The organism is Sinomonas sp. ASV322 (assembly GCF_030908245.1).
In the GTDB taxonomy this organism is placed as follows: Bacteria; Actinomycetota; Actinomycetes; order Actinomycetales; family Micrococcaceae; genus Sinomonas.
Genome location: NZ_JAVFJJ010000003.1, coordinates 173,546 through 199,651 on the forward strand (window position 1 = coordinate 173,546; position 26,106 = coordinate 199,651).

The window sequence follows — 26,106 nt, forward strand, 5'->3', positions numbered from 1 at the left end:
CCCCAATAGCAGTCTGCGCGGCGTCGGGCAGGGCGTACCTTTGCCGACGATTATACGGGGACGCCTATGGAAGGATGGCAGGGTGAAGACATGGATCGGGGGCGCGGCGGCGGCGGGCATTGGCGTGGCCGGCACCGCGGCACTCATCGTGTCGAGCCTCGGGGGGCCGATCGCCCAGGCTGTTGTCGCCGTCGTCCTCGCCGCTCTCGCGGGCATCGGGTGGCCCTTCTTCCTTGGAATTCCGGCGAAGAAGACGAACGGGACGATCCTCGCGATCGCGGGTGCCGCGGCCGGGATCTCGGCGGCTTCCGTGGCCGGGCCAGAGTTCCTGTTCTGGACCCCCGCCGCGATCGCTTTCGGCGTCATGGCCGTGACGATTGTCCAGCTCATCCGCGGCACGGGCCAGAGTCACCGGCTCGAATCGGCCCTCGGGGCCAGTGCGGGTGTCCTCCTGTGCTGCCTCGGCGCCGGCTGGATCGCGACCGCGCGTCTCACGGGCACCGGTTCGATGCTCATCGTGGCTGGTATCAGCACGGCCGTCGCGTTGCTCGTGGGGGCCATCAACTGGCCGGACACGATCGTCGCCCCGCTCGCGATCGTCTTCGCGGGCCTCGCGGCCCCTCTCGCGGCTCTCGTCCTGACGGACATCTCCGTGATTCCCGCCACGATCGCGGGGGCCCTCATCGGGGCCGTCCTCGCCGCCGTGCGCCGACTCAACCGGACCCGGTCGCGGCCCATGCCGCCCGCGGGCCTCATGGCACTCGCCCTCGCGCCCGTTCTCGCCGTCGGCTCTCTCGCCTACTTCATCGACAAGCTGCTCCTCTACTAAGAGGCCACTGCTACTAAGAGGCCACTGCGCAATTAAGAGGCCACCACACACTCAGAGGCCTCTGAGTGGCGTCATACGCGGCGGGGAGGCCCTAGCCGAGGCGCTACGATGGCGCTATGTCTGTTCTTGCGTGGGAAATCCTCTTCATCGTCCTTCTCGTGATCGCCGGCGTCTCCATGGCGTGGTTCGCCGTCTACACGATCCTGGGCCTCTTCCGCGGCCAGCGCTGACCGTCCCGGAGAGCGCGGTGCCCATCGAGATTCCCACCGGACTCACTCCCGAACTGGTCCCGCTGTCGTGGCTCATCGGGGAGTGGGAGGGCCATGGGCGTCTCGGCGCGGGCGAAGCGGCGGACGAGCACTTCGGCCAGCACGTCACCTTCGCCCACCACGGCTTCCCGTACCTCGAATACACGGCCGAGAGCTGGCTCTGCGACGAAGCCGGCATTCGGCTGCGGCCCCTCTCGATCGAGACAGGGTTCTGGCAGCTCGACCGTCCGCTCCAGGAGGCCGACGGCGGCCCCGGCCTGACGCCCGCCGACATCGTCCCGGCGTACAAGACCGCGGATGAGGTCGAGGCCCTCCGCAACGGCGATGGCGGATTCGACATCACGGTTTCGGTACTCCACCCGGCCGGGATCGCCGAGCTGTACTACGGCCAGATCAAGGGGCCACAGATCCACCTCAGCACGGACGCCGTCCTCCGCGGTGCCAACAGCCGGGACTATTCGGCCGCGACGCGCATCTTCGGCCTCGTCAACGGCGACCTCTTCTGGCGGTGGGACGTCGCCGCGGGAGGGGCTCCGCTCGCGCCGCACGCCTCCGCGATCCTGCGCCGCGTGGCTGCGCCCGTGCCGCCCCAGCAGCCCACGGAATGATCCGGGCCGAAACCGGCTGATACCGGGCACTTTCTGCGCCGGTGGACTGAATCCGACTTCTTGGACGTTGAACAGATCATGAGCTTCACTTCCCCTCTTCTTGCCCGTCCCGGCGCCGTCGCGGCCTCGGGGGCTAACGCCGGGGCCGCCGCCCACTACGGTGACCCGCTGCGGGAGCAGCGCGCGCTCGCCGAGGGGCGCGCCGTCGTCGACCTCTCCTTCCGCGGCGTCGTCACGGTGACCGGGCCGGACCGGCTCACGTGGCTCACGACGCTTTCGTCGCAGCAGGTCGCGAACCTCGCCCCGGGCGAGTCCGCCGAACTTCTGCTCCTGAGCCTCCAAGGCCGCATCGAGTACGACGCGCGGATCGTCGACGACGGCACGACGGCGTGGCTCCTCGTCGAAGCGGGCGAGGCTGTGGGGCTCACCGCATGGCTCGATTCGATGCGCTTCATGCTTCGGGTCGAGGTTGCGGACGTGAGCGACGCGTGGGGCGTGCTTGCCGCGACCCGGCGGCTCGACGAGTTCGCGGGGCTGGCCGGAATCGGGCCCGTGTGGCAGGACCCGTGGCCGCACGTCGCGCCGGGGGGCTACAGCTACGCGACCGTGGCCGAAGACCGCCATCCCGGGCTGGAGCGGCCGTGGTTCGAGCAGCTCGTTCGGGCTGACGAGCTCGAGGTGGTCGCGGACGCCCTTGACGCCTCGGGCGTGGGCCTTGCGGGGTCGATGGCGAGCGAGGCCCTCCGCATCGCCGCATGGCGCCCACGCGTCGGCTTCGAGACCGACGACAAGACGATCCCGCATGAGCTTGATCTTCTTCGAACAGCCGTGCATCTTTCCAAGGGCTGCTACAAGGGCCAGGAGACGATCGCGCGCGTCCACAACCTCGGGCACCCGCCGCGGCGGCTCGTCATGCTCCAGCTCGACGGCTCGGCCCACACGCTGCCCACGGCAGGCAGCCCGGTGTTCCTCGCGGGCGACGGCGGCGCGAAGGCCGTCGGCCGGGTCACCTCGGCGGCACTCCACTACGAGATGGGCCCGATCGCCCTCGCCGTCGTCAAGCGCAGCACGGACCCCAGCGCGGCCCTTGTCGTCCACGGTGAGGCCGAGGGCGAGACGTACGCTGCAGCCCAGGAGACCATCGTCGCGCCGGACGCCGGGCAGGTCGTCGATCGGCCTGCGGGGCTTCTGCGCGGCCACCCCTGACCGGCCGCGAGCCATGGCCCACGAGCGCGCAACGTGATGTTTCTCTCTGATCGCGGCGGGCGAACACTTGCGGACATCCGCTGTCCGCAGGAAGTGAGAACCTAGTTCGGTGGAACGCATCGAACGGCCGTGGGCGGCCCTCTGGTCTCTTGTCATCGGCTTCTTCATGATCCTTATCGACACGACGATCGTCTCGGTCGCCAACCCCGCGATCATGCGAGGGATCGGCGCGGACATCAACGAGGTCATCTGGGTCACGAGCGCGTATCTGCTCGCATACGTCGTGCCTCTGCTCATCACGGGTCGTCTGGGCGACCGCTTCGGGCCCAAGAACATGTACCTCGCGGGCCTCGTGATCTTCACGCTCGCGTCGCTGTGGTGCGGGCTCTCGGGGAGCGTCGCGTCGCTCGTTGCGGCGCGCGTCGTTCAGGGCCTCGGCGCGGGCCTCATGACCCCGCAGACGATGGCCGTCATCACGCGCATCTTCCCGCCGGAGCGCCGTGGCGCGGCGATGAGCATCTGGGGCTCCACCGCGGGCGTCGCGATGCTGGTGGGCCCGATCCTGGGCGGTGTCCTCGTGGACAGCCTGGGCTGGCAGTGGGTGTTCTTCATCAACGTCCCGGTCGGCGTCGTCGGCTTCATCCTCGCGTTCCGGCTCGTCCCGCGCCTGACGACCCATTCGCATCGCTTCGACTGGCTCGGCGTTGCCCTGAGCGGCGTCGGGATGTTCCTCCTCGTCTTCGGCATCCAGGAGGGCCAGACGTATTCGTGGGGCACGATCTCGGGCCCGATCACGGTGTGGGGGATCATCATCGCGGGCATCGTCGTCATGGCCGCGTTCGTCGTGTGGCAGGCCGTCAACAAGGCCGAGCCCCTTGTGCCGCTCGGCCTCTTCCGCGACCGGAACTTCTCCCTCGCGAACCTCGGCATCTCGACGGTCGGCTTCGCCGTGACGTCGTTCGGCCTCCCGACGATCTTCTACTACCAGCTTGTCCGCGGCATGACTCCGACCCAGTCCGCGCTCATGATGATCCCGATGGCCGTGCTCTCGGGCGGTCTCGCGCCGGTCGCCGGTAAGTTTGTGGACCGCGGCCACGCGAAGGCCATGAACATCGGCGGCATGCTCCTCTTCGCCGTCTCGCTCGTGCTGTACTACGTGCTCCTCACGCCTGACCAGCCGATCTGGCTGCTCCTCATCCCCGGCACGGTGCTGGGCCTCGCGAATGCGGGGATCTGGGGTCCGCTCGCGACGCTCGCGACGCGCAGCCTCCCGCCCCAGCTCGCGGGCGCCGGTTCAGGCATCTACAACACGACGCGCCAGATCGGCTCCGTGCTCGGGAGCGCCGCGATCGCCGCCCTCATGCAGGCCCGAATCAAGGCCGAGCTTCCCCCGCTTCCTGGTGGCGGCCAAAGCACGAGCGCCCTCGCGGCCGGCCGGCTTCCCGCGTTCATCCAGGGCGGGTTCACGACGGCGATGGCCCAGTCGGTCCTCTTGCCCGCCGGCGTCGTCGTCATCGGCCTCGTCGTCGCCTTCTTCTACGTCAAGGTGCGTCCGGCGGCCCAGGCTCCTGCCGGCGGCCCGCAGGCGGCCGGGGCGCGCGGGGCGGCCACGTCCGGGGCGGCCTCCGCGGACGCCAAGTCGGGCCCCGCGGACGCTGGAGCCGAACGCGAAGGGTCGCCTGTCGACGCAGAGCGCCCTTAGGCTGGGGCCATGACCGCTGCGCCGCTGGTTTCGCTGTCCTCTGGCCACCACATTCCCCAGCTCGGCCTCGGCACGTGGCCGTTCGACAACGCTCAGGCGGCTGACGTCGTCGCGACGGCGCTCGAGCTCGGCTATCGGCTCGTCGACACCGCGGAGAACTACGGCAACGAAGAGGGCGTGGGGGAGGGCCTGCGCCGATCCGGCGTGCCCCGCAGCGAGATCTTCCTGACGACGAAGTTCAATCGCGCGTGGCACAGTGTCGCCGGTGTGCGCGAGGCGTGGGAGAACAGCGCGAGGCGCCTCGGAGTCGACTACCTCGACCTGTTCCTGATCCACTGGCCGAACCCGGATCAGGGCACGTACACCGAGGCCTGGGAGGGGCTGCTCGAGCTTCGCGACGAGGGCAAGGTCCACTCGATCGGGGTCTCCAACTTCACTCCCGAGCACCTCGGCACGATCATCGAGGCCACGGGGGTTGGGCCCGACGTCAACCAGATCCAGCTCTGCCCCTATTGGGTCCAGCATGAGGCCCGCGCGTACCACGGGGCCCACGCGATCGCCACCGAGTCGTACAGCCCCCTCGGCAAGGGGCAGGACCTCCTTGCCGAATCGGTGGTCGTGGCGGCCGCCGAGGCACACGGGGTTACGCCGGCCCAGGCCGTCCTGCGCTGGCACACGCAACAGGGCCTCGTTGCCATCCCGAAGTCCTCCTCGCGCGAGAGGCTCGCGCAGAACCTCGACGTGTTCGGCTTCGAGCTCAGCGCGGCGGAGATCGCGGCATTCAACGCCCTCAACGGCTCAGGGCCGAAAGCTGCGGATCCCAACACTTTCGGCCACTGACACATCGACTGCTCCGTAACTGTCGTTTTGGAGCCTCAAAACGACAGTTACGGAGCAGTCGATGGGGTGTGACCAGCCCTGAGGCGGCGCACGGCGGCGACCACGGCTTGGCCATCGCCGAAACAGGGCAGGAGAAGGACGATGTGCGCGAGGTACCACCAAGCCAAGCCAAGCTGCGGGACGGCCACCCAGAGCACCACGCCCGGGACCACGCAGGCGAGGGGACCGGCGAGGGCGACGGCGATGGCTTGGCGCGCGGTGATCTCGCCGTGGGGCTTGAGCGAGACCCGAAACGCTATGGCTTCGACAGACACAGCACGGATGCCTCGACACAGTCCCAGCGCGGCGAAGTGGCCGCATTCGTGGACGACATACGATCCGAGCATTCCCATCGAGGCATGTAGCAGTATTCCCAGCGCAAGGGGAAGCGCTCCCCACGCCCTATGGGCGAGGCCAAGCCAGACGGCTGTGGCAACAAACAGCGCAGGCGCGGCCAGAATCCAGCTGTAGCGAAGGGCAAGTGCCGATCCGAAACGGAGCGTGCGGACGAGCACTGGCTTACCTGATATCTGGCCCGTGTTCGACCAGCGCTTCCCTATAGCGGCGAAGCCAGCCGAAGATCAGGATCGACACGAAGGCCAGCACCGAGAGCACAAGCCACAACGCGACGAAGACCGTCCAGTTCTCGACTCCGAGTTCGAGGGACATCGAACCGTCGGAGCGATCAATGGCTTCGAAATAGACGCCGCCGAAAAGGCCGACGGCCCGAACGCCTGGCCCCCGGGTCGAAAACATGAGCACGAGGATTGCCGTCGTCGCGACGATGAGGGTTCCGAGGAACCCGGCCAGCACCGCATTAACTACCTGTAACAGCCGTTTCATGGCGCTTTCTCCTCGTGATCTGCTTCATGCCGACGATGGAATAGACGACCGCGAGGGCTTGAGCGCACGCGGCACCGAACCCGAGCCACGGGCCGGGAACCTGGAGCAGACCTACCATTGCGCCGATCGAGACCAGGGCCCCAATGCAGACCGCGTAGCCCGTGAACACCACAATCGGGCTGTCGTTCTCCGCGACGAACACGATGGCAATGAGGGTTGTCAGTACGACTCCGCTCACGAGTGCGATGGCGACGATGCGTAGATCGGCCAAGGCTTCGGGCCGCGCCGCCGCGAACAACGAGATTGGGACGGCGTGGACCGTCGTCACGATCGTCTGCCCGAGCAGCATGTGCACGACTTCCTTGGCCGCGGATCTCGAGTAACCGGGCATGAGCCGGAGTCGATTCGTGGCCGCATAGACATAGATGCCTTGGGAAAGCAGGATCAGCGCCGCGTACACGAATGCCGTGCCCCCGTCGAGCCACAGCATGACCGAGCAGATGTAGGCCACGACGACAGCGATCCACCATTCGGACCGGCGGGCGAGCGCCGTGACGGTTGGCCAGACGGGCAATCCGGGGAGAGGCACAGCCGCCCTCACGAAGCGACGGCGAATGGGAAACGCCGCTGGCGAAGTCAGGGCGGCAAGGACGACCATCACCGTAGTGAGGGCGAGAAAGGCTGCGGCCGCAACGGGCCAGCCCAGTCGTTCGTGCAGAAATGGAAAGAGGTTCACGACATGGAATTCAATGCCGCCGCGCAGGAAGTCGCTGCTCATGTCCCGAATAAGGGTCATGGATGCCCCGTTGTACCACAGAGTCAGGGCTGCCATGAGCGAGAGGACCACGACGTGAACCAGCCGAGATCCTCCGAACGCCTGCACGACCCGGGAGACGACGTTGTACAAGACCGAGAGCACCAGGTACGCAGTGACAGCAGTCATGGCGATTCCCGCGAGCAGGCCCGGGACAGCGTCAGGTCCGAGCCTCACGAGCGAAGCAATAGCGATGGGCAAGAAGAGGCCGCCAACGCACACTCCAACCATCGCGAACTCGTACAGGGCGAGCGCCGCGGACCGCTCGCGCTGACTCACTGGTAGGAGCATCGTGTACCGGACGAGATCGTCTGACGTCACGAAGAGGATCTTGACGAAGATGAATGCAATGAGGCTCCAGAAGACGACCGTCGTGGTCGAGATCTGGATGACGAGGAACAGCTCGCGCCGTCCAGGGACTATCTCCCGGAAGACCGACGTCGCGACTGCGCCAAGGACGACGACGCCTGCGAGAACTCCGACACCGAGGAAGATTCTCGCGAGCCGGCTCCGGAGGACACCTGCCGAGAGTGCTTTGCGAACGAAGTAGCGGAAGAAGAGCCGGGCGACAATGAGGACCTTGGCGACGCTCACGCCAACTCGCCGCAGTCTAGTGCCTCGCGAATGGTACGGCTCAACCGACTCCCGCCCGCGAGTTCGGCTCCCACGTCGAGATCAGCGACGAGTTTGCCGGCCCTGAGAACGAGAACTCGATCGGCGACGTCTTCGAGAAGACTGAAATCATGGGAGCAGAGCAGCACGCTCTGTCCACGGGATCTCATGTCGCGGAACTCCGCCTTGCACACATCGACGGCATCGAGGTCAATGCCGTTGAGTGTCTCATCGATGACCGTCAGCCGGCGCCTCAGCAGGAACGCGCTGCTGAGCAGAAGCTTCTTCTGCATTCCGTGGGAATAGTCCTCGATGAGATGGCTGGATCTCCCGGCCATGCCGAACGTCGAGAACTGCTCCTGAATTCTCTCGTCGGTCGGGCCAATTTGGCGATAAAGGCCTGCAAGCACTCGAATGTACTCGACTCCCGTGAGGAATTCGGGCAACTCGTTGTCGCTAGGAAGATGGATCGCCCCGATGCGTGCTGTTTCGCTGCGGTGATCGACGCCATTGACGAGAACGGCTCCTTCTTGCCGCTCCATGAGGTTGAAGATCAACCGGATGAGCGTCGATTTTCCAGAGCCATTCGGCCCGACGAGCCCGACGATTTCGCCGGCCTCTATACAGAAGCTGACTCCTGTCAGGGCTGGCGCGTTCGACGAGGGGTAGACGAAGCCTACATCGTGAACATTCAGCGGAAAGTCGTCTTTTTCGAGCATTCGTGTTCTCTGGCCGAAGATCCCTCGCTGCAGGGCGCGATTAACGGCATTCGAAGGAGACGTTGACGCCCCAGTCTTTATACTGCCATGCGCCCGTGAAGTTTTTGCCCTGATTCACGACACACCAGATCGCGAGTCCGACGAGCAGTCCGACGCCGATTGCGAGGATAACCGCCAGGAATACCAAGAACCAGGCGTCGTATCGAAGCACGGCAGCGTCGAAGCGGGTCTTCGAACGCTCAGCGAGCTGAGCTGCCCAAGGAGTTGTCGGCATAACAGCAAGAATTGTTGACATATCCCCCACCTCTATCGGGTTGTCGCCGCCTATTCGCCGGCGTCTGAGTGGTATGTCATCGATATTTGCTGAGCGCCGGATCTCCGTCAAGAGAGGCGGGTCCCATATGCCCACCTGTCATAAATGCCTAACATTTTCGGTGACTTGGCAGGCTGTGCGCGAGGGCAGCATTCGAGGCTGCCATCCCCGTCATCGACTCGGCGAGCCGCAGGATCTCGACGGCGGCGGGGAAGACCTCCGTCCCCGCAGAGTTCAGCCTCATGCCGCCTTGGCGGCGCCCGAAAAGCTTCGTTCCTACGAAACGCTCGAAGTCCGCGACTTGCCGGCTGACAGCCGACTGGGTGAACCCCAGCTCGGCGGCCGCTTCAGTAGTGCTTCCGCACCTGGCCACCGCCACGAAGGCCCTGACTCCGCTCAGATGCACCGTACCCCCCACGGTCGCCTCTACCGATATATCAATACACGGTACACGACTTCGGAAGCATCAATTGATCAATGGCCACCCAGCCGCACCGAGGCTAGGCGGCCGGACGGGACAACCCCGAGGGCGTCGGCCAGCCTCAGTGCCCCCACGTTCTGGGACTGCGCCTCGACTTGGATGAGGTAGCCCTCGGCGAGCGCCTCGTGTGCCGCGAGCCGCGCCATGAAGGCCCCGAGGCCGCGGTTCCGGAGTCCTGGCACCACGAGGACGCCGAGGTCCGCGAGCAGTCCCTCGTGCACGCCGTACGCCGAGCAGGCTGCGGGGCCGTCGCCGAGCATGAGCGTGAAGCGATGATCGCGCCGATCGATCCCCGCCGAGCTCACGTCGTCGGGAGGGCAGCGGGTCTCAAGCTCGATCGCCTCCGGATTGCCGCGGGACACCTCAGGTTCCTCGTCGGGCTGGAAGACGGGCAGATCGTCGGCGAAGCCCAGGACGCCGGAGCTGAGCCCGTGCGCGCCGGGTCCGGCGAGGCGCAGCAGCGCCCCGCCGGAGAGGAGTTCGTCGTCGGGCAGCTCCGCGGCAGCCTTGACGAGCTCGGTCGGCCCGCTCAGTGCGAGCTGGCCGAAGAGCTCGACCGCGACAAGCTCGGGGGAGGAGTCTCGGAATCCAAGGAGGCGCGCGCCGTCGTCCGAGAAGGCAAGGTCCGGCAGCCCGAGCCGCCGTGCCCACGCGAGCCGGACGATGCCCCTGCTGCCGTCATGGAAGGTCTCGCCCACGTCTGCCCCGGTTCGCCGCTGGTGTCCCCGCCCGTCCTAACCGAACAGGACGCGGGCCTCGTCGTAGCGGTCCTGGGGGACGGTCTTGAGCCGGCCGAGGGCGGTCTCGAAGCCGACGTGCACGATATCCGTGCCATTGAGGGAGACCATCGTGCCCCACCGGCCCTCGACGACCGAGTCGATCGCGGCCATGCCGAGGCGCGTCGCGAGGACGCGGTCGAATGCGGTGGGGACGCCGCCGCGCTGGATGTGGCCGAGGACCGTCGCGCGGGTCTCGATGCCCGTGCGCGCCTCGATTTCGGGGGCGAGCCGTTCGCCGATGCCGCCGAGCCGCGGGCGGCCGAACGTGTCGAGGCCGCGCTCGGAGTGGGCCTGCTCCATCATGTCGGTCGTGAAGCCCTCGGCGACGACGACGAGGGGCGCGCGGCCGCGGTCGTGGGCGAGCTTGACCCATTCGGCGATCTGGTCGATGCTCACGCGCTGCTCGGGGATGAGGATCGCGTGCGCGCCGGACGCCATGCCCGAGTGGAGCGCGATCCAGCCGACGTGGCGGCCCATGACCTCGGCGATCATGCAGCGGTGGTGGGACTCGCCCGTCGTGCGGAGGCGGTCGATCGCCTCGGTCGCGATCTCGACGGCGGTGTCGAAGCCGAAGGTGTAGTCCGTCGCGTCGAGATCGTTGTCGATCGTCTTGGGGACGCCCACGATCTTGAGCCCCACGTCGGTGAGGCGCTTCGCCGCCGCGAGCGTTCCCTCGCCGCCGATGGCGATGATCGCGTCGATCCCGAGCCGGTCCATGTGGGCCTTGATGACGTCCGGCCCGCCCCCGTTCTCGAAGGGGTTGGTCCGGGACGTGCCGAGGATCGTCCCGCCCTGCTTCGCGATGCCCCGCACGAGCGTGCGCGGGATCTCGATGATGTCGCCCTCGACCACACCGCGCCAGCCGTCCCTGAAGCCCACGAACTCCTGCCCGTGCACGGCGATTCCCTTGAGGACGGCCCCGCGGATCACCGCGTTGAGGCCGGGGCAGTCGCCGCCGGAGGTGAGGATGCCGATCTTCATACAGGGCCTTTCCGCTGTGGATGCGACAGGTCCGCGCGTGTCGAGGCGGGCCGTCGGTGGGTGTCGTGCTTGAGGCGCCCCGTTGAGCCCACGCCGATTCTAGCGGCGCGCTGTTCGTGATGCACACCACAGCTAACGACGGCGATTGGCAGCGTCACATGGAGCTCGGAACCCTGTGCGCGCGGGTACTACTGTGATCGGGTGACCCGAACCGAATCGAATCCGGCCGACAGTGATGCCCTGCTTGACCTGGGCCGCGCAATTCGCGCCCGCCGCCGGGACCTCGGACTCACGCTCGTGCAGATGGCCGCCCTCTCCGGGTTGAGCCAGCCGTTCCTGAGCCAAGTGGAGCGAGGCCAGGCGCGCCCGAGCATGCGTTCGCTCGGCACGATCGCGCAGGCGCTCGGCACGACGGCGCCCTCGCTCCTTGCGCTCCCGCGCTCGGCCGGCGTCTCGCTCGTTCACGCGGGGGACGTGCCGAGTATCGACAACTCGGCCCAGGGCACTGCGCGCTCGATCGCCGTCGGGGCTCGCGAACTGCTGCCGATGGAGTTCCTTGGCGGACCGGCGGAGTTCGAGGAATACCTCGAGCATGAGGGTGAGGAGATCATCTACGTCGTGTCCGGAACGATAGAGGTGGACCTCGCGGGGGAGGAGCGCAAGACCCTCTCGGTGCGCGATTCGCTCTATTTCGATGCCCGGGTGCCTCACCGATGGCGCGTCGTGTCCGAGCCCGTGTGGGTCATCGCGGTGTCGACGCGCGCACATTGACGTCCCTCTGGGTTCGGGCCCCGGATGCCGGGTTTTCCCGTCGGAGAGGAAGACTTAACGAGAACGACATCCTGCCGGTCTTTGGGTGAAATGGCCCTTGAGGAATATTGATGACATCAATATTCCTCATCCCCCGGAGGACCTCATGTTCCGTTCCCTCACTCCTCGCCGCGTCGCACTCGCTGCGACGGCGATGCTCACTGCTGGCATCCTCACGGCGTGCAGCACAACTCCAGGCACGGGCTCGGCAGCGGCCGGCGCGGCCCCGGGCGACGTCAAGCACACGATCGCCGTCAGCTTCCCCAACGCCTCGGCGGCGCCGGTGGTCCAGAACCTGTTCCGCATCGCGAAGAACGAGGCGAAGGCCAAGGGCTATAACCTCGTGATCGACGATCCCGGAAGCGACGAGGCAAAGCAGGTCAACACGATCCAGACCTGGATCCAGCAGGGCGTGGGCGCGATCGTCGCCTCGACGCTCGACCCCAAGGTGCTCGACGGCGTCGCGAAGCAGGCGCGCGCGGCCGGCATCAAGTGGGTCACGTTCGGAGACAGCATCCCCGATCAGGATGCGACGCTCGGCTTCCCGCACTCCGAGGCCGGGCAGAAGCTCGGGCAGGCCGCCGGCGACTGGATCACGAAGCAGCTCGGCGGGCACGCCAAGGTCGCCATCCTCTCCTGGGCGCCTGCCGAGTACGCCCGCCAGCGCCAGGACGGGATCACCTCCGCGCTCAAGGCCGCCGCGCCCGGCGTCGAGATCGTCGCGACACAGGACGCGCTCTCCTCAACGGACGGGCTCGCGAAGGTCTCGACGATCCTCCAGGCGCACCCCGACCTCAACATGGTGCTCGCGGTCGAGGACGCCGCCGGGCAGGGCGGCTACCAGGCCTTCCTCAACGCTGGGCACGCCGGCAACGACCCGAAGGTCTTCGTCGGCGGCATCGACGGTGCCCAGGACGAGCTCAAGCTCGTCCAGCAGGGAACGATGTACCGCGCGACGTCGGCCTTCAACCAGCAGCTGCTCGGCGAGGGATTCGTGACGCTCCCAGACGCTCTCCTGCACGGCGAGACCAAGAGCTACTACACGCCCGTCGAACTCGTGGAGAACGGAAACCCGGACATCACGAAGCTCCTCGGGTACTACGGCGGATGACGGCCTTGAATGCAGAGGCGGCGGCACCGGCCGCCGCCTTTGCGGTCCGCTCGCTGCACAAGTCCTACGGCGGGGTCCCCGTGCTCCAGGGAGTCGACCTCGACGTGCGGCCTGGGGAGATCCACGCGCTTCTCGGCGCGAACGGCGCGGGCAAGTCGACCCTCATCAAGTGCATCGCGGGGGTCACGCAGCCAGACTCCGGCGCGATCGAAATCGGCGGGTCGAGCTACGCCCAGCTCTCGCCGTCGTCGTCCCGCGCCGCGGGCGTCGCCGTCATCTACCAAGAGCTCAGCGTCGCTCCGACGCTGAGCGTGACGGCGAACGTCTTCCTCGGCAACGAGCGCCGCTTCGGGCCCTTCGTCAGGCACCGTGCGCAGGCCCGCGAGGCGAAGCGGGCGCTCGCCGACCTCGGCATGGACCTCGATCTCGCGCGGCCGCTCGGCTCGTACGGCGCCGCGGAATCGCAGGTCGTCGAGATCGTCAAGGCGCTCCGGAGCGAGCCTCGAGTGCTCATCCTCGACGAGCCGACGGCGTCGCTCACCCAGAAGGAGGCCGAGCAGCTCGCGGACAAGATGCGCGCCCTTCGGGCCCAGGGCGTCCCGCTCCTGTTCGTCACCCACCGCCTCGACGAGGTGTTCGCGCTCGCGGATCGCGTCTCGATCCTCCGGGCCGGGAAGATCGTGCTCTCCAAGGCAACGCGAGACTGCACGCCCCGCGAGCTCGTGACGGCGATCGTCGGGCGGGATCCCGAGACCCTCGCGCGGACGGGCGCGGCCGCGAGCACGGGCACGCCTCCGCTCCTCGCGGTCCGCGACCTCGTTGGGCCTGACCTCGGCCCGCTCGACCTCGACGTGTTCCCCGGCGAGGTGCTCGGCCTCTACGGGCTCGTCGGCTCGGGACGCACGGAACTGCTCGAATCGCTCTTCGGGGCGCGGCTCACCGTGCGGGGGCAGATTGTGCTCGACGGCAAGGAGCTTCGCCTCTCGGGCCCGGGCGCCGCGATCGGAGTGGGCATCGCGCTCGTCCCCTCGGACCGCAAGCGCAAGGGGATCATCGGCGAGCTCTCCGCACAGGCCAACGTCATCCTCTCCTCGGGCCGCGCGCTTGGGCGCGCTGGATTCCGCCGCCGCGCGGCCGAGGGCCGCTCCTTTCGCTCCGTAGCGGCGGACCTCGACCTGCGGCCCATGAGCCCAAGGCTGGAGGGGCGCCGCTTCTCGGGCGGCAATCAACAGAAGCTCGTCGTGGGCCGATGGCTCCAGCCCGAGCTCGGATGCCGCATCTTGCTCCTCGACGAGCCGACGCAGGGCGTCGACGTCGGCGCACGCGCAGACCTGTACCGCGCTGTCCGTGCATTCGTCGGGACGGAGCGCGCCGCGATCGTCGCCTCGTCCGAGCCGACCGAGCTCCAGCAGCTTGCCGACCGCGTGATCGTGCTGTCGCGCGGCCGCGTCGCGACGACGCTTCCCGTGGCGGAGGCCACCGAGCACCGCCTCATCGAACTTGCCCACCTGTCCGAAATCCCCGGAGGGACCCCATGAACCTCAGGCGCCTCACGTCAGCGCAGGGCTTCAGGCCCGAATGGATCACCAACAACGTCCTCCTCGTCGCCCTAGTGCTCCTGTGCTTGTACTTTGCAGCGCAGACGCCCTTCTTCCTCGACGCAGGCAATGCGAAGGTCGTCCTGCAGAACAACGCAACGCTCGGCATCGTCGTCGTCGCGCTCACGTTCCTCGTGATCTCGGGCGGGGTCGACCTCTCGGTGGGTTCCGCCGTCGGCCTCTCGGGCACCCTCACGGCGCTCGCGTCCGTCGAATGGGGGCTCGGGGACGTCCAAGCGGCCAGCATCGGCATCCTCGCGGGCGTCGGGGTGGGCCTCGTCAACGGCATCCTGTGCGGCCTCCTCGAGTTCAACCCTGTGATCGTGACACTCGGCATGCTCGGCGCCGTCCGCGGCCTCACGCTGCTCATCCACCACGACCAGGTTTTCGGTCTCAACGGCAGCCTCCCCGCGCTCGCCTCGGCCCAGATCGCCGGGATCCCGGTCATCGCCGTGATCGCGCTTGCCGCGTTCGCGGTGGGGGCCATCTTCCTCCGCACGACCATATGGGGCCCGTACCTCTTTGCAATCGGGACAAACCGTGAGGCCGCATTCCTCGCGGGGCTCCCTGTTCGGGCCCTCCCGTTCGCCCTGTATCTCCTCTCCGGAACAACCGCAGGCATCGCGGGGGTCCTTCTTGCGGCCCGCCTCAACGGGGCCGCTCCGGGCCAGCAGGGCATCAACCTCGAACTCCAGGCGCTCACGGTGGTCCTGCTCGGCGGAGTGGCGTTCTCCGGCGGCCGCGGTCGGCTCCTCGGCGTTTTCACAGGGTGGATCTTCCTCGGCGTGCTCGAGAACGGCCTCACGCTCACGAATGTCACGCCCTTCGTCGAGACGCTCGTCGAGGGGCTCGCGCTCGTGTTCGCTGCCGGCCTCGAGGCCCTCAGCACGGTGCTCGCGACGCGCCTTGCGGATCGCCGCAAAGCCGTGGCGCGCCTATCCGCGGGCCCTGATGCGAGCCCGATGGCGCGCGATGGCGACGCGGCCGACGGCGAGACCGCCGATGGCGAGACGGCCGTGGCGGCGGGCCTGTGACGGGCGCGCCGGGCGGGGCCGCGCACGAGCCGCCCACCGGGCCGCGGCCGGTGACGGGCGCGACGGTTCGCGCGGCGGCGTCGCTCGTCGGCCTGCCGCTCTCGGACGCCGAGTGCGAGGCGCTCGTTCCACGGGTGGCCGACTACGTGCGGATGGGCCTCCTCATTGCGCGCGCGGCAGACAGTGACGTGCTCCCGACCGACGACCCGAGGTGGTTCTTCCGTGACTGATCCAGCCGACCTGACCCTCAGCGAGGCGAGCGCCCTCGTAGCGGCACGCGAGCTCTCCTCGGCCGAGCTTGTGCAGGCGACCCTGCGCCGCCTCGACGCCACCGAGCCCAGGGTGCACGCGTACGCCCACCGCTTCGACGAGGCGGCCCTCGCGGCCGCGCGGGACGCGGATTCCACTCCTCGGCGCGGGCCGCTCCACGGCCTTCCGTTTGCCGTCAAAGACACACTGTCCACGCACGGGACGCCGACCGAGGCCGGTTCGCGCTCGCTCGCGGGGAGGATCGGCACGTTCGATGCGACCGCCGTCGCCCGTCTCCGCGCGGCGGGCGCGATCATGCTCGGCAAGCATGTCACGCACGAGTTCGCACAGGGCCAGGAAGAGGCGGTGACGCGCAACCCGTGGGCGCCGGAGCGTTTCGCGGGCGGCTCGAGCGCCGGGAGCGGGGCATCCGTCGCGGTCGGCTCGTCGATGCTCTCGGTGGCGACCGATGCGGGTGGATCCACGCGGATGCCCGCTGCGCTCACGGGAGTCGTGGGACTCAAGCCCACGTACGGCCGGATCAGCACGTACGGCACGGTGCCCGGTGCGGCCGTCGCGGGCGCCGAGCACATCGGCCTCGTGACCCGTTCGGTTGCGGACCTCGACCTTGTGCTCCCCGTCGTCTCGGGCGCAGATCCCCACGACGCGCGCACGGCGGACCAGCCTGTCTATCGGCCTTCGCTCGCGCGCGGTGCCGCGGGACGCCGCATCGGGGTCATCCGCCGCGTGCGGGCCGGCCAGCGGGTCGAAAGTGCCGTTGACGAGGGGTTCGAGCGTGCGCTCAGCGCTCTGCAGGGCCTCGGCGCGACACTCGTCGAGCTCGACCTTGACCTAGCCCTCGCGTCCCCGGCGGCCGCGCTCCTCGTTGGCGCCGCGGCGTCGGCCCCGCATCTCGGGACCCTCCAGCAGGGCGGGGACGGGATCCGCCACGAGGTCAGGCTGCACCTTGCGGCGGGCCTCCTCATCCCCGCGCAATTCGTCCACGCCGCCCGCAGCGTGCGAACGCTCCTCCGCCGTCAGGTGGGCGAGGCGTTCGCGACGCACCGGCTCGACGCCCTCGCAACTCCCACCCTCCCGTCCGTGCCGCCGCTCCTCGCGGACTTCGACCCGGCCACGGACATGGGCGCGCTCACCGACTTCGTCTCGCCGTGGAACCTCACGGGCCAGCCTGCGATCAGCGTCCCGGCCGGCCTCTCGCCGGGAGGCCTTCCGCTCGCGGTCCAGTTCGTCGGGGTGCCGTTCGGCGAAGCGGACCTCGTGGCGCTCGCGGTGGCCTTCGAGGCCGTCATGACGCAGTCACGGCCCGCGCCCCTCGCGGAGCGCGTGCCGTGACTGGCGTTCCCCCTTCCCTACGCGGTCGGGGCTCCCGGGCCCTGCGAGCCCGGGCCGGCCGAATCGCCGCGGCCGGATCGCGGGCCACCGAGCAGGTTCTCGAGGATGATCGAGCCGTTCTGGTCCGGGATGAGCGCCCACCCCACGAGATACGCGAAGACCGCGGGCCCGGGGAGGAAGCACAGGACGACGAAGATGATCCGGAGGAAGGCGACATCGACGTCGAGCCGGTCGGCGAGTCCGCCGAGCACGCCGCCGACGATGCGCCGCGGCCCCCGGCGGAGTCCGCCAGAGCGGAGGGCGTTGAAGAACGAGTCCATGGTGATCTCCTTCAAGCTGCTGATTCGGGGTGGTCGTGGGTCGGGACAGGCGGCGCGTCAGAGCGCGTCGGACGGACCGCTCTCGTACGGGTTGGAGCGGGGCGCCTCGCCGCCCGTGTCGTCTCCGGCCGGGTCAGCGGACGACGGCGAGTGGTCACCGGGGCTTCCCAGCGCACCCGGGTACGCGGCGCCGTCGACCGCCTTCCGGCGGCGCGCCCCCGCAAGGGTCCCCCCGACGACGAGGCCCACGCCCGCGATGACCAGGAGCGAGACCGCGGCCACGCCCGGATCTACGGCGAACCAGCCGAGCCGGCTCGCGAGGAGCAGACCTGCTATTGCCACGACCACAACCCCCCAGACCATCGTGCCCACGCTCGGGCCCCGCGTTGCGTCCTGCTCGGGAATGCTCATGTCACCGCTCCTGCTCGATCGTGATGTTGCTCATGGTGGCGTCCAGCTTCAGGACGAGCGTTCGGCCCGCCGCGGACGTGTTGTAGCTTTGCGAGTCCTGGGTGTTGAAGCCCGAGATCGATCTGCTGCCGAACTGGACGCTGCTCATCGTCGCGTCCGCCTGGACCGTCACGGGGATGTCCTTGGGGATCTCGATGGCGAGCTGGCTCATCGTCGCGTCGACCGGAATCGTGGCGTCGGACGTGAGCGGGCCGGAAGAGTCGAGCTGCCGCAGATCGAGCTTTCCGGCTGATCCCGTGACGTGATACCCGGTGACGGCCTGCTGAACCGAGGTCGGTGCGAAGTTGACCGTTCCACGGGGGCGGCCGAACTGGGAGACCGGCTGAGTCACGGCCGCTGCAATGAGCGCGATGATGGCGAAGAGGGACAGGAGTCCGCTCGTGCGGCCCAGCAGGCCGGCGACGATGATGCCGAGGCCGATGATCCCCGCGCCGATTGCCCACAATGCGCCGGTCGAGGGCGCGACGAGCGTGGTTCCGGCGACGTTGAGGGCCATGAGCGTTCCCGCGACGAGCACGGCGAGGCCGAGGACGACGGCGGTGTAAGGCCCTCCCGGGCCACGTCGCCGAGGCTTGAGGGCAGTCTGCTGGCGGGCCCACTGGGCCGAGGTCCCGTGGTGCCTCCTCGCGGGCCCCCCGTAGGGGCCGCCGTACGGCGAGCCTCCGTACGGCGAGCCGGCGTACGGGCCTCCATAGGGGGCTCCGTAGGATTGGCCGCCGGACGCAGCCGGGTCGTAGGCCTGCGAATGGTAGGTCTCAGCGCCGTAACGTCCCTGGCCGTAATTTCCCTGGCCATAGCCCCCTTGGCCATAGGGCGCGGGGCCATAGCCTCCCTGGCCGTAGGACGCGGGGCCATAGGGATCCTGTCCGGGAGAGGCCTGCGGGCCTTCCGCGGCGGTCGGTTCCGTGGAGGCCTCAAACCGTGGCGACCCCGACCGGCGTGCCCGGCGCGACCGGGCGATGCTGAAGAAGACGAGGCCCACGATTCCGATCCAGAACAGAGCCCACAGCGGTTCGGTCCCGCGCATCTCTCCGAACCAGAAGCCGGCGCGGGCACCGCCGAGGCCCAGGATGGTTGCGACGAGGCCGCCCGTCATCCCAGCGGTCCAGCGGCCTCGCATCGCCTCTTGCAGGTGGATCCTGCCGTCTGGCTCGGGGAGCAGGAGCCACAGGACGCCGTAGGCGAGGACGCCGATCCCCAGGAAGATCGCCGCGACGATGAAGAGTCCGCGCACAATGACGGGGTCGATGCCCCAGCGGTGCGCGAGGCCGCTCGCGACGCCGCCAGCCCAGCGATCGGGGCCGCGGGTCACACCGAGTCCTCGGATCCAGCTGAAGAAGTCGCCGCCGGTCTTGCCGGGGTGCCCAGCGCCGGGGTGTTGCCCCGAGCCGGGGTGTCCAGCGCCGGGGTCTCCGGAGCCGGTGCGTCCGGTGCCAGGGCCGCCAGTGGGCTGGCCCGGCGTGCCGGGGAGTGGGGAGTCGGAGCTCCCAGGGGTCTGTTCGGTGCTCATGCCTCCATCCTTCCCGGCCGCATCCCGCCGGGCCCATGGGGTGAACCCCTGATCCGACCCTGATTTGGCCCCGGGTTCCCCGGATCTACGCCCCTGAGCGGGCTGAAGCGTGCTTGGATTGATGGCATGAGCATTGCCCACGCCAGGCCACCCCTTGTGCGGTCAGAGGACCGCCTGGTCGCGGGCGTCTGCTCGGGCCTCGCCCGACATCTCGGGCTGCGCACCGACGTCGTCCGGTGGGCGATGGTCTTCGCGACGCTCCTCGGCGGCGCGGGAATCGTGTTCTACGGCTGGCTGTGGATCATGGTTCCCACGGCGGCGGAGGCGGCTCGGCGCGGCGCTCGCCGTCCGGCGTCGTCCATTGCCCCCGCCGTGAGCGAGCCGGCCGGGCAGGCGCGGACGACGGCGCCGCCCGCCTTCCCGGGCGCGCCCGAGCGCCCGCTGCGGCTCGGCGGGCACGGCCGGGAAATCCTGCTCGGGACGGTCCTGCTGCTCGGGGCGCTGGCCGTCGGAACGGGGCTCCTCGGGCTCACGGTGCCGCTCGGCGTCGTGGTTCCCGTTGCGGCGATCCTCGGCGGCGCCGCCCTCGCGTGGCTCCAGCTCGACGAATCGCGGCGCACGCAGCTTGTGCGCGGCGCGGGTGCTGGCCGGTGGGTCGGCTGGCTGCGGCTCGGGGCGGGGCTCGCCCTCGTCGTCGCCGGTGTGACTCTCGCCATCTCGGGCAGCCAGTGGAACGTGCTCGGCCTTGCACTGCTCGCGTCGCTCGCGGTCCTCGCGGGGGTGGCGCTCGTCCTGTTGCCGTGGGGCCTCAAGTTCTGGCGCGATTTCGGGGCCGAGCGGGCCGCACGAGTGCGCGAGGCGGAGAGGGCCGAGATCGCGGCGCACCTCCACGATTCCGTCCTCCAGACGCTCGCCCTCATCCAGCGGCGCGCCGGGAGCGAAGCGGACGTGACGCGGCTTGCGCGTGCCCAGGAACGCGAGCTGCGCGAGTGGCTGTACCGCGACGAGCGGCGCTCCGGGGGAGCGTTCGCAGACCGGCTCAAGGCGCTCGCCGCCGAGGTCGAGGACGCGCATGGGCACGCGGTCGACGTCGTCTGCGTCGGCGACGCGTCGCTCCTCGAAGGGCAGCGAGAGCAGCGCGAGCGCATCGAGGCACTCTTGCAGGCCGCGCGAGAGGCCATGTTGAACGCCGTCCGGCACGCCGGAGGGCCCGTGTCCGTCTATGCGGAGGCCTCGCGCGATGCGATCGACGTGTTCGTGAAGGATCGCGGACCGGGGTTCGAGCTCGATGCGGTGCCCGAGGACAGGCTCGGAGTGCGCGAATCGATCGTGGGGCGCATGCGCCGCCACGGCGGCGAGGCGACCATCGTCTCGGGGCCGGACGGCACCGAGGTGCGCTTGCGGCTCGCAGGCATCGGAACGGAGGAGTCATGAGCGAACCGGTCAGCGTCGTCATTGTCGACGACCACACGATCTTCCGGTCGGGGCTCAAGGCAGATCTCGACGAGCGCGTGCGCGTCGTGGGGGAGGCCGGGACCGTCGAGGAGGCCGTCGCGGTCATCGAGCAGGTCGAGCCTCAGGTGGTACTCCTCGATGTGCACCTTCCGGGCGGGCTCGGCGGGGGAGGACGCGAGGTTCTCACACGGTCGACGGCGTTGCTTCCCCGGGTGCGCTTCCTCGCCCTGAGCGTCTCCGACGCAGCCGAGGACGTCGTGTCCGTGATCCGCGCGGGGGCCCGCGGCTATGTGACCAAGACGGCGTCGGGTCCCGAGATCACGGAGGCCGTCCTGCGGGTCGCCGAGGGCGATGCCGTGTTCTCCCCGCGGCTCGCGGGCTTCGTCCTCGACGCGTTCGGCACCGCAGCCGTCTCGGACGTCGCCGACGACGAGCTCGACCGCCTCTCCGCCCGCGAGCTCGAGGTCATGCGGCTCATCGCGCGGGGGTACTCGTACAAAGAGGTCGCGAAGGAGCTGTTCATCTCGGTCAAGACGGTCGAGACCCATGTCTCCGCGGTGCTCCGCAAGCTCCAGCTGACGAATCGCCACGAGCTGAGCCGCTGGGCCGCCGACCGCCGCATCTGGTAGCCCGCCCACGCCACCACCCCCGTCGCGTGGCCACGGGGGCGTGCCTAGGGGGAGATGAGCCGCAATGCCCCCGGCCGGATCGCGACGTGGACGGGGAGCGCTCCTGCTCCGTCGCCGTCGACGCACAAGGGCACGGGCCGATCCGCGGAGATGGTGATGCTGCGCCCCGTGAACCGCCGGACTCCCGGCTCGGTCACGTGGGAGCCTGTCGCGGCGAGTCTCATGAACCGGGCCACGTGCCGCTTGGGGATCTCGGCGCCGGCAACGAGCACGTGGACGAGCCCGTCGTCGAGCACGGCGTCCGGGACGATGTCGAGGCCGTGTCCGTAGCGTCCCGAGTTGGCCATGACCACGAGGTGTGCGAGGAGGGAGTGGTGAGAGCCGTCGATGTCCAGTTCGAAGCGTGCGGGCTTCCACCGCACGATGGCGATGACGGGCGCCACGCGGTAGGCGACGGCAGACGGGATGCGCGAGTCGTTCATCATGAGGTTTGCGATGGCATCGAGCCCTGAGTAGGCGTTGCCCGGCGCGAGCCGGCCGCCGACGTCGAGCAGGTCCACCGCACGCTCTCGGCCCGAAAGGAGTACCCGCGCGATCGCCGAGGGCTCGCGCGGCATGCCGAGCTTGCCGGCGAAGCCGTTGCCGCGGCCGGCCGCGACGAGCGCAAACAGGCCGTCCGCCTGGGCTACGGCCTCTGCGACATCCCGCGCGATCCCATCGCCGCCCACGGCGACCACGACGTCGCCGTGTGCAGCAGCCGCTGAAGCCAGCCGCGCGCCGTCGTCCGCCGAGCGCGTCGTCTCGGTCCGCACGCGCGCCCCCGCAGCCTCGAGCAGGCCGGCGACGGGAGCCCACACCGAGGGGGCGCGCCCGCCGCCCGCAACGGGATTCACGACGGCGGTGAACGAACGACGGCCGGCGGAATCCTCCGCCGGCCGATCGATGTCGGTCATTCCGCTCAGCGCGCGGTGCCGAGGAATTCCTGGATGCGGCTGACGCCCTCTGCGAGGTCGTCGTCGCCGAGGGCGTAGGAAAGACGCACGAAGCCGCTCGGGCCGAACGCTTCACCGGGCACGATGGCGACCTCGACCTTGTCGAGGATGAGGGCCGCGAGCTCGGCCGACGTGGCCGGGCGGACTCCGGCGACCTCCTTCCCGAGGAGGCCGCGCACGTCGGGGTACGCGTAGAACGCGCCGTGCGGCGTCGGGCAGTCGACGCCCGGGATCGCGGAGAGCCCTGCGACCATCGCCTTGCGCCGCCGGTCGAACGCGACCTTCATCTCCGCGACGGCGTCGAGCGGGCCGGCGACGGCGGCGAGCGCGGCCATCTGGGAGACGTTCGAGACGTTCGACGTCGCGTGGGACTGGAGGTTGGTCGCCGCCTTGATGACATCGGCGGGGCCGATCATCCAGCCGACCCGCCAACCGGTCATGGCGTAGGTCTTCGCGACTCCGTTGAGGATGACGACCTTGTCGGCAAGCGCGGGCGCGGCCGTGGCGATCGACGTGAACGGCACTCCGTCATACGTGAGGTGCTCATAGATCTCGTCCGTGACGACCCAGAGGCCCTTCGCCGCGGCCCAGTCGCCGATCTCCTTGACCTGCTCGGGAGAGTAGACCGCGCCGGTCGGGTTCGAGGGCGAGACGAAGAGCAGGATCTTCGTGCGCTCGGTGAGCGCGGCGTCGAGCTGGTCGACCGTCACAAGGTAGCCCTGTTCCGGCCCTGCGAACACCTCGACTGGGACTCCGCCCGCGAGACGGATCGCCTCCGGGTAGGTGGTCCAGTACGGCGTGGGCATGAGCACCTCGTCGCCCGGATCCAGGAGCGTCGCAAAGGTGTTGTAGACCGCCTGCTTGCCGCCGTTCGTCACGAGGACCTGGGACGCCGATGCCTCGTACCCGGAATCGCGCAGCGTCTTCTCGGCGATCGCCTGCTTGAGCTCGGGGAGTCCGCCGGCCGGGGAGTAGCGGTGGAAGCGGGGCTGGCGGGCCGCCGCGATGGCGGCCTCGACGATGTAGTCCGGCGTCGGGAAGTCCGGTTCGCCCGCGCCGAAGCCGATCACGGGCCGCCCGGCGGCCTTGAGTGCCTTGGCCTTCGCGTCGACGGCCAGAGTCGCGGATTCTGCGATGGATCCGATGCGCTGGGAGACACGGGCGGAGGTCATGGGCTGTCCTGACTTTCGGTCGGCGGGAAGGGGCGCAGGCGCGGGGCCGTCCCCGCACGTCTAACTCTAGGCGCTTCGGGCGCGGCCACTTCGGTGTGACGCCCGGCGCGACGAAGCCGTTCCGCCCCGCACCGCCCGTCAGTTCGACGCGGGCCGGGAATATGCGTAGACTAGACCACCGGTATCAGAAACCGACCCCCAACCATTTAGGGACCCCATTCAAGGATGCTGTTGGGCCGTGCCTCGGCGCGGTGCAAGGCTTTCGAGAATTGCGGGAGCGATTCCTTGATAAGCTGGGAACTCGGTGTTCTGACCGAAGGGTAGTGGCGCAATTGGTAGCGCAGCGGTCTCCAAAACCGCAGGTTGCAGGTTCGAGTCCTGTCTGCCCTGCGCACGGCGTGCTGCGGATGAAACCGGGCGTTCCAGTGCCCACAGAGCGGAACCGGCGGGGAAGTCCTGCGGGTACACAGGATGAGCGAGGAATAGGTGACCGAAACAGCTGCAAGCAGCTCTCAGGGCCGCCCAGCCAAGCAGGCGAAGAAGCTCGGATTCTTCGGCCGCATCGCTCTCTTCCTCCGTCAGGTGATCGGAGAGCTTCGCAAGGTCGTCACGCCGACCCGCCAGGAACTCCTCAACATGACGTTCGTGGTGCTGGCGTTCGTGGTGGTCATGATGGTGGTCGTCTTCGTCCTCGACTTCCTCTTCGGGCTCGGCGTCGGCTGGGTCTTCGACGGGTCGTCGCAGGGCAAGTAGGGCCAGTCTCCGCAGACCGCGTCCGATCCGGGAAAATGGGTCCTGGGGCGCGGTGTGCGGATTCGTATTTAAGTCGCAAGAGGAGAGCAGGAGACTAAGTGTCTGAGCACGAGCTCGAGAGCGAGACCGAGCGCGAGGCCACGGCCCCCGAGGCCGCGGTCTTCAGTGACGCTGCCCCGGTGCCGGCGGCGCCGTCCGCGTCAGACGTCGAGCCCGCGTTCGACGACGAAGCCTCCTCGGAGGGCGACGCGGAGGAATTCGAGGCCGAGGAATTCGAGGCGGAGGCCGCCGAGGAAGAGCCTCACGAGGCCGAGGCTCACGTCGATCCGGTCGAGGCTGCGGCGAAGGCCGCCGAGGAGTTCAAGGCGAAGCTGCGCCGCCAGCCGGGCGACTGGTACGTCATCCACTCCTACGCCGGCTACGAGAACCGCGTGAAGGCGAATCTCGAGACCCGCATCCAGACCCTGGACATGGAAGACTTCATCTACGAGATCCAGGTCCCGATGGAGGAAGTCGTCGAGATCAAGAACGCGCAGCGCAAGATCGTCAAGCGCGTTCGCATCCCCGGCTACGTGCTCGTCCGCATGGACCTCACCGACGCATCGTGGGGCGCCGTTCGGCACACGCCGGGAGTCACGGGCTTCGTGGGCAACGCCCACAACCCGGTCCCGCTGCGCCTCGACGAGGTCTTCACGATGCTCGCCCCCGTGTTCGAGCAGGAGCAGCAGGCCGAGGCCAAGGCCGCCGGCAGGGCCGGCGTGCGCCAGCCGAGCGCTCCCGTCACCATCGACTTCGAGATCGGCGAGTCGGTCATCGTCAAGGAGGGCCCGTTCGAGACCCTTCCGGCCACGATCTCGGAGATCAAGCCCGAGTCGCAGACGCTCGTCGTGCTCGTCTCGATCTTCGAACGCGAGACGCCTGTCACGCTCGCGTTCAACCAGGTCTCCAAGATCTGATTCGACAATTGAAGATTTCGCCCCGGGGTCGGCCCGCTTTGCCGGCCCCGGGGCGGCCGACTGTCTAGCCAGGGCAGTCACCACCTGGACGGCGCTCCTGCTGCCCAGGAAGCAAAGGAAGAAAAGGATCCTCAATGGCTCCCAAGAAGAAGGTCACCGGCCTCATCAAGCTGCAGATCCAGGCAGGCGCCGCCAACCCGGCCCCGCCGATCGGCCCTGCGCTTGGTCAGCACGGTGTCAACATCATGGAATTCTGCAAGGCGTACAACGCCGCGACGGAATCCCAGCGCGGCAACGTCATCCCCGTGGAGATCACGGTCTACGAAGACCGCTCCTTCACGTTCATCACGAAGACCCCGCCGGCCGCCGAGCTCATCAAGAAGGCTGCGGGCGTCCAGAAGGGCTCCGCGACCCCGCACACGGTCAAGGTCGCCAAGCTAACCGACGCTCAGGTCGAGGAGATCGCCAAGACCAAGCTCGAGGACCTCAACGCGAACGACGTCGACGCCGCGAAGAAGATCATCGCGGGAACGGCTCGCAGCATGGGTATCACCGTCGAGGGCTGAGACCCTCATCCGGTGCGGTTGGGGCAGCCTCCAACGCACCACCTGAAGTAAACGACGCACGGCGATCCCCGCCGTCGTCCGTGGCAGGGCCC

At 68.8% G+C, this 26,106-nt stretch carries 29 protein-coding genes and 1 tRNA gene; 17 read left to right on the forward strand and 13 right to left on the reverse strand.

Annotation, left to right across the window (positions count from 1 at the left end; translation table 11 throughout):
* Positions 1–82: 82 nt before the first annotated feature.
* From RBS12_RS05555 to RBS12_RS05575, 5 genes are all read left to right on the forward strand, one after another.
* A complete protein-coding gene (locus RBS12_RS05555; protein ID WP_307965080.1) occupies positions 83–829 on the forward strand; it encodes a permease in 747 nt (248 codons plus the stop codon).
* 247 nt (positions 830–1,076) lie between these two features.
* Complete coding sequence (locus RBS12_RS05560) at positions 1,077–1,706, forward strand: FABP family protein (RefSeq protein WP_307965081.1); 630 nt, start codon at positions 1,077–1,079, stop codon at positions 1,704–1,706.
* A gap of 78 nt (positions 1,707–1,784) precedes the next feature.
* Positions 1,785–2,912 (forward strand): glycine cleavage T C-terminal barrel domain-containing protein, encoded by a 1,128-nt coding sequence (locus RBS12_RS05565; RefSeq protein WP_307965082.1) that lies wholly within the window; start codon positions 1,785–1,787, stop codon positions 2,910–2,912.
* 109 nt (positions 2,913–3,021) lie between these two features.
* Positions 3,022–4,614, forward strand: coding sequence for an MDR family MFS transporter (locus tag RBS12_RS05570; protein WP_307965083.1), 1,593 nt, complete (start codon positions 3,022–3,024; stop codon positions 4,612–4,614).
* A 9-nt stretch (positions 4,615–4,623) separates the two neighbouring features.
* Entirely contained in the window at positions 4,624–5,454 is an 831-nt protein-coding gene (locus RBS12_RS05575; protein WP_307965084.1) for an aldo/keto reductase, read from the forward strand.
* A gap of 47 nt (positions 5,455–5,501) precedes the next feature.
* On the opposite strand, the gene RBS12_RS05580 is transcribed toward RBS12_RS05575, so the two are convergent.
* The 8 genes from RBS12_RS05580 to RBS12_RS05615 all read right to left on the reverse strand — a co-directional run bounded on the left by RBS12_RS05580 (position 5,502) and on the right by RBS12_RS05615 (position 11,035).
* Positions 5,502–5,768 carry a hypothetical protein gene (locus RBS12_RS05580; RefSeq protein WP_307965085.1) on the reverse strand — a complete coding sequence of 89 codons (267 nt, stop codon included), beginning with the start codon at positions 5,766–5,768 and terminating at the stop codon, positions 5,502–5,504.
* A gap of 244 nt (positions 5,769–6,012) precedes the next feature.
* Positions 6,013–6,336, reverse strand: a complete 324-nt coding sequence (locus RBS12_RS05585; RefSeq protein WP_307965086.1) for a hypothetical protein — start codon at positions 6,334–6,336, stop codon at positions 6,013–6,015.
* Positions 6,311–7,744 carry a hypothetical protein gene (locus RBS12_RS05590; protein ID WP_307965087.1) on the reverse strand — a complete coding sequence of 478 codons (1,434 nt, stop codon included), beginning with the start codon at positions 7,742–7,744 and terminating at the stop codon, positions 6,311–6,313. The genes RBS12_RS05585 and RBS12_RS05590 overlap by 26 nt, the downstream gene beginning before the upstream one ends.
* A complete protein-coding gene (locus RBS12_RS05595; protein WP_307965088.1) occupies positions 7,741–8,481 on the reverse strand; it encodes an ABC transporter ATP-binding protein in 741 nt (246 codons plus the stop codon). Before RBS12_RS05595 ends, RBS12_RS05590 begins: the two co-directional genes overlap by 4 nt.
* A 40-nt stretch (positions 8,482–8,521) precedes the next feature.
* Positions 8,522–8,776 carry a hypothetical protein gene (locus RBS12_RS05600; protein ID WP_307965089.1) on the reverse strand — a complete coding sequence of 85 codons (255 nt, stop codon included), beginning with the start codon at positions 8,774–8,776 and terminating at the stop codon, positions 8,522–8,524.
* Positions 8,777–8,903: 127 nt separating this feature from the next.
* The gene (locus tag RBS12_RS05605) at positions 8,904–9,212 is read right to left on the reverse strand and encodes a LysR family transcriptional regulator (protein WP_307965090.1); all 309 of its coding nucleotides are present in this window, start codon (positions 9,210–9,212) and stop codon (positions 8,904–8,906) included.
* A 56-nt stretch (positions 9,213–9,268) separates the two neighbouring features.
* Positions 9,269–9,973, reverse strand: coding sequence for a GNAT family N-acetyltransferase (locus tag RBS12_RS05610; protein WP_307965091.1), 705 nt, complete (start codon positions 9,971–9,973; stop codon positions 9,269–9,271).
* 36 nt (positions 9,974–10,009) lie between these two features.
* The gene (locus tag RBS12_RS05615) at positions 10,010–11,035 is read right to left on the reverse strand and encodes a 6-phosphofructokinase (protein ID WP_307965092.1); all 1,026 of its coding nucleotides are present in this window, start codon (positions 11,033–11,035) and stop codon (positions 10,010–10,012) included.
* Between the two features lie 201 nt (positions 11,036–11,236).
* Between RBS12_RS05615 and RBS12_RS05620 the strand changes: the two genes are divergently transcribed.
* The 6 genes from RBS12_RS05620 to RBS12_RS05645 all read left to right on the forward strand — a co-directional run bounded on the left by RBS12_RS05620 (position 11,237) and on the right by RBS12_RS05645 (position 17,190).
* Positions 11,237–11,806 (forward strand): XRE family transcriptional regulator, encoded by a 570-nt coding sequence (locus RBS12_RS05620; protein ID WP_307965093.1) that lies wholly within the window; start codon positions 11,237–11,239, stop codon positions 11,804–11,806.
* A 145-nt stretch (positions 11,807–11,951) separates the two neighbouring features.
* Positions 11,952–12,956 (forward strand): sugar ABC transporter substrate-binding protein, encoded by a 1,005-nt coding sequence (locus RBS12_RS05625; RefSeq protein ID WP_307965094.1) that lies wholly within the window; start codon positions 11,952–11,954, stop codon positions 12,954–12,956.
* Positions 12,957–12,961: 5 nt separating this feature from the next.
* Positions 12,962–14,494: a sugar ABC transporter ATP-binding protein gene (locus RBS12_RS05630; protein WP_307965095.1), complete on the forward strand. Its 1,533-nt coding sequence runs from the start codon at positions 12,962–12,964 to the stop codon at positions 14,492–14,494.
* Positions 14,491–15,588: an ABC transporter permease gene (locus RBS12_RS05635; RefSeq protein WP_307965096.1), complete on the forward strand. Its 1,098-nt coding sequence runs from the start codon at positions 14,491–14,493 to the stop codon at positions 15,586–15,588. The genes RBS12_RS05630 and RBS12_RS05635 overlap by 4 nt, the downstream gene beginning before the upstream one ends.
* Positions 15,585–15,818 (forward strand): hypothetical protein, encoded by a 234-nt coding sequence (locus tag RBS12_RS05640; RefSeq protein WP_307965097.1) that lies wholly within the window; start codon positions 15,585–15,587, stop codon positions 15,816–15,818. The genes RBS12_RS05635 and RBS12_RS05640 overlap by 4 nt, the downstream gene beginning before the upstream one ends.
* On the forward strand, positions 15,811–17,190 hold the full coding sequence (locus RBS12_RS05645) for an amidase (RefSeq protein WP_307965098.1): 1,380 nt from the start codon (positions 15,811–15,813) through the stop codon (positions 17,188–17,190). Before RBS12_RS05640 ends, RBS12_RS05645 begins: the two co-directional genes overlap by 8 nt.
* A 17-nt stretch (positions 17,191–17,207) precedes the next feature.
* Here the strand turns inward: RBS12_RS05645 and RBS12_RS05650 are convergent, their stop codons facing one another.
* Genes RBS12_RS05650 through RBS12_RS05660 form a run of 3 tightly spaced genes read right to left on the reverse strand, consistent with a single transcriptional unit; the run spans position 17,208 to position 19,491 of the window.
* On the reverse strand, positions 17,208–17,510 hold the full coding sequence (locus tag RBS12_RS05650) for a PspC domain-containing protein (protein WP_307965099.1): 303 nt from the start codon (positions 17,508–17,510) through the stop codon (positions 17,208–17,210).
* 57 nt (positions 17,511–17,567) lie between these two features.
* Positions 17,568–17,921 (reverse strand): hypothetical protein, encoded by a 354-nt coding sequence (locus RBS12_RS05655; protein WP_307965100.1) that lies wholly within the window; start codon positions 17,919–17,921, stop codon positions 17,568–17,570.
* Position 17,922: 1 nt separating this feature from the next.
* Positions 17,923–19,491, reverse strand: coding sequence for a PspC domain-containing protein (locus RBS12_RS05660; RefSeq protein ID WP_307965101.1), 1,569 nt, complete (start codon positions 19,489–19,491; stop codon positions 17,923–17,925).
* Positions 19,492–19,617: 126 nt separating this feature from the next.
* Here RBS12_RS05660 and RBS12_RS05665 point away from each other — a divergent pair, with 126 nt between their 5' ends.
* Together RBS12_RS05665 and RBS12_RS05670 are read left to right on the forward strand one after the other, a co-directional pair.
* Positions 19,618–20,925: a PspC domain-containing protein gene (locus RBS12_RS05665; protein WP_307965102.1), complete on the forward strand. Its 1,308-nt coding sequence runs from the start codon at positions 19,618–19,620 to the stop codon at positions 20,923–20,925.
* A complete protein-coding gene (locus tag RBS12_RS05670; RefSeq protein ID WP_307965103.1) occupies positions 20,922–21,575 on the forward strand; it encodes a response regulator transcription factor in 654 nt (217 codons plus the stop codon). Before RBS12_RS05665 ends, RBS12_RS05670 begins: the two co-directional genes overlap by 4 nt.
* A gap of 44 nt (positions 21,576–21,619) precedes the next feature.
* On the opposite strand, the gene RBS12_RS05675 is transcribed toward RBS12_RS05670, so the two are convergent.
* Together RBS12_RS05675 and RBS12_RS05680 are read right to left on the reverse strand one after the other, a co-directional pair.
* Positions 21,620–22,528, reverse strand: a complete 909-nt coding sequence (locus RBS12_RS05675) for a diacylglycerol kinase family protein (protein WP_307965104.1) — start codon at positions 22,526–22,528, stop codon at positions 21,620–21,622.
* A gap of 5 nt (positions 22,529–22,533) precedes the next feature.
* A complete protein-coding gene (locus RBS12_RS05680) occupies positions 22,534–23,739 on the reverse strand; it encodes a pyridoxal phosphate-dependent aminotransferase (protein ID WP_307965105.1) in 1,206 nt (401 codons plus the stop codon).
* Between the two features lie 317 nt (positions 23,740–24,056).
* On the opposite strand from RBS12_RS05680, the gene RBS12_RS05685 reads away from it, so the two are divergent.
* The 4 genes from RBS12_RS05685 (at position 24,057) to rplK (ending at position 26,014) form a co-directional block, all read left to right on the forward strand.
* A tRNA-Trp gene (locus RBS12_RS05685) sits at positions 24,057–24,129 on the forward strand.
* A 96-nt stretch (positions 24,130–24,225) separates the two neighbouring features.
* Positions 24,226–24,492: a preprotein translocase subunit SecE gene (gene secE, locus RBS12_RS05690; protein ID WP_307965106.1), complete on the forward strand. Its 267-nt coding sequence runs from the start codon at positions 24,226–24,228 to the stop codon at positions 24,490–24,492.
* 98 nt (positions 24,493–24,590) lie between these two features.
* Positions 24,591–25,448, forward strand: coding sequence for a transcription termination/antitermination protein NusG (nusG, locus tag RBS12_RS05695; protein ID WP_307965107.1), 858 nt, complete (start codon positions 24,591–24,593; stop codon positions 25,446–25,448).
* A gap of 134 nt (positions 25,449–25,582) precedes the next feature.
* Positions 25,583–26,014 carry a 50S ribosomal protein L11 gene (gene rplK / locus RBS12_RS05700; RefSeq protein ID WP_307965108.1) on the forward strand — a complete coding sequence of 144 codons (432 nt, stop codon included), beginning with the start codon at positions 25,583–25,585 and terminating at the stop codon, positions 26,012–26,014.
* Positions 26,015–26,106: the final 92 nt, after the last annotated feature.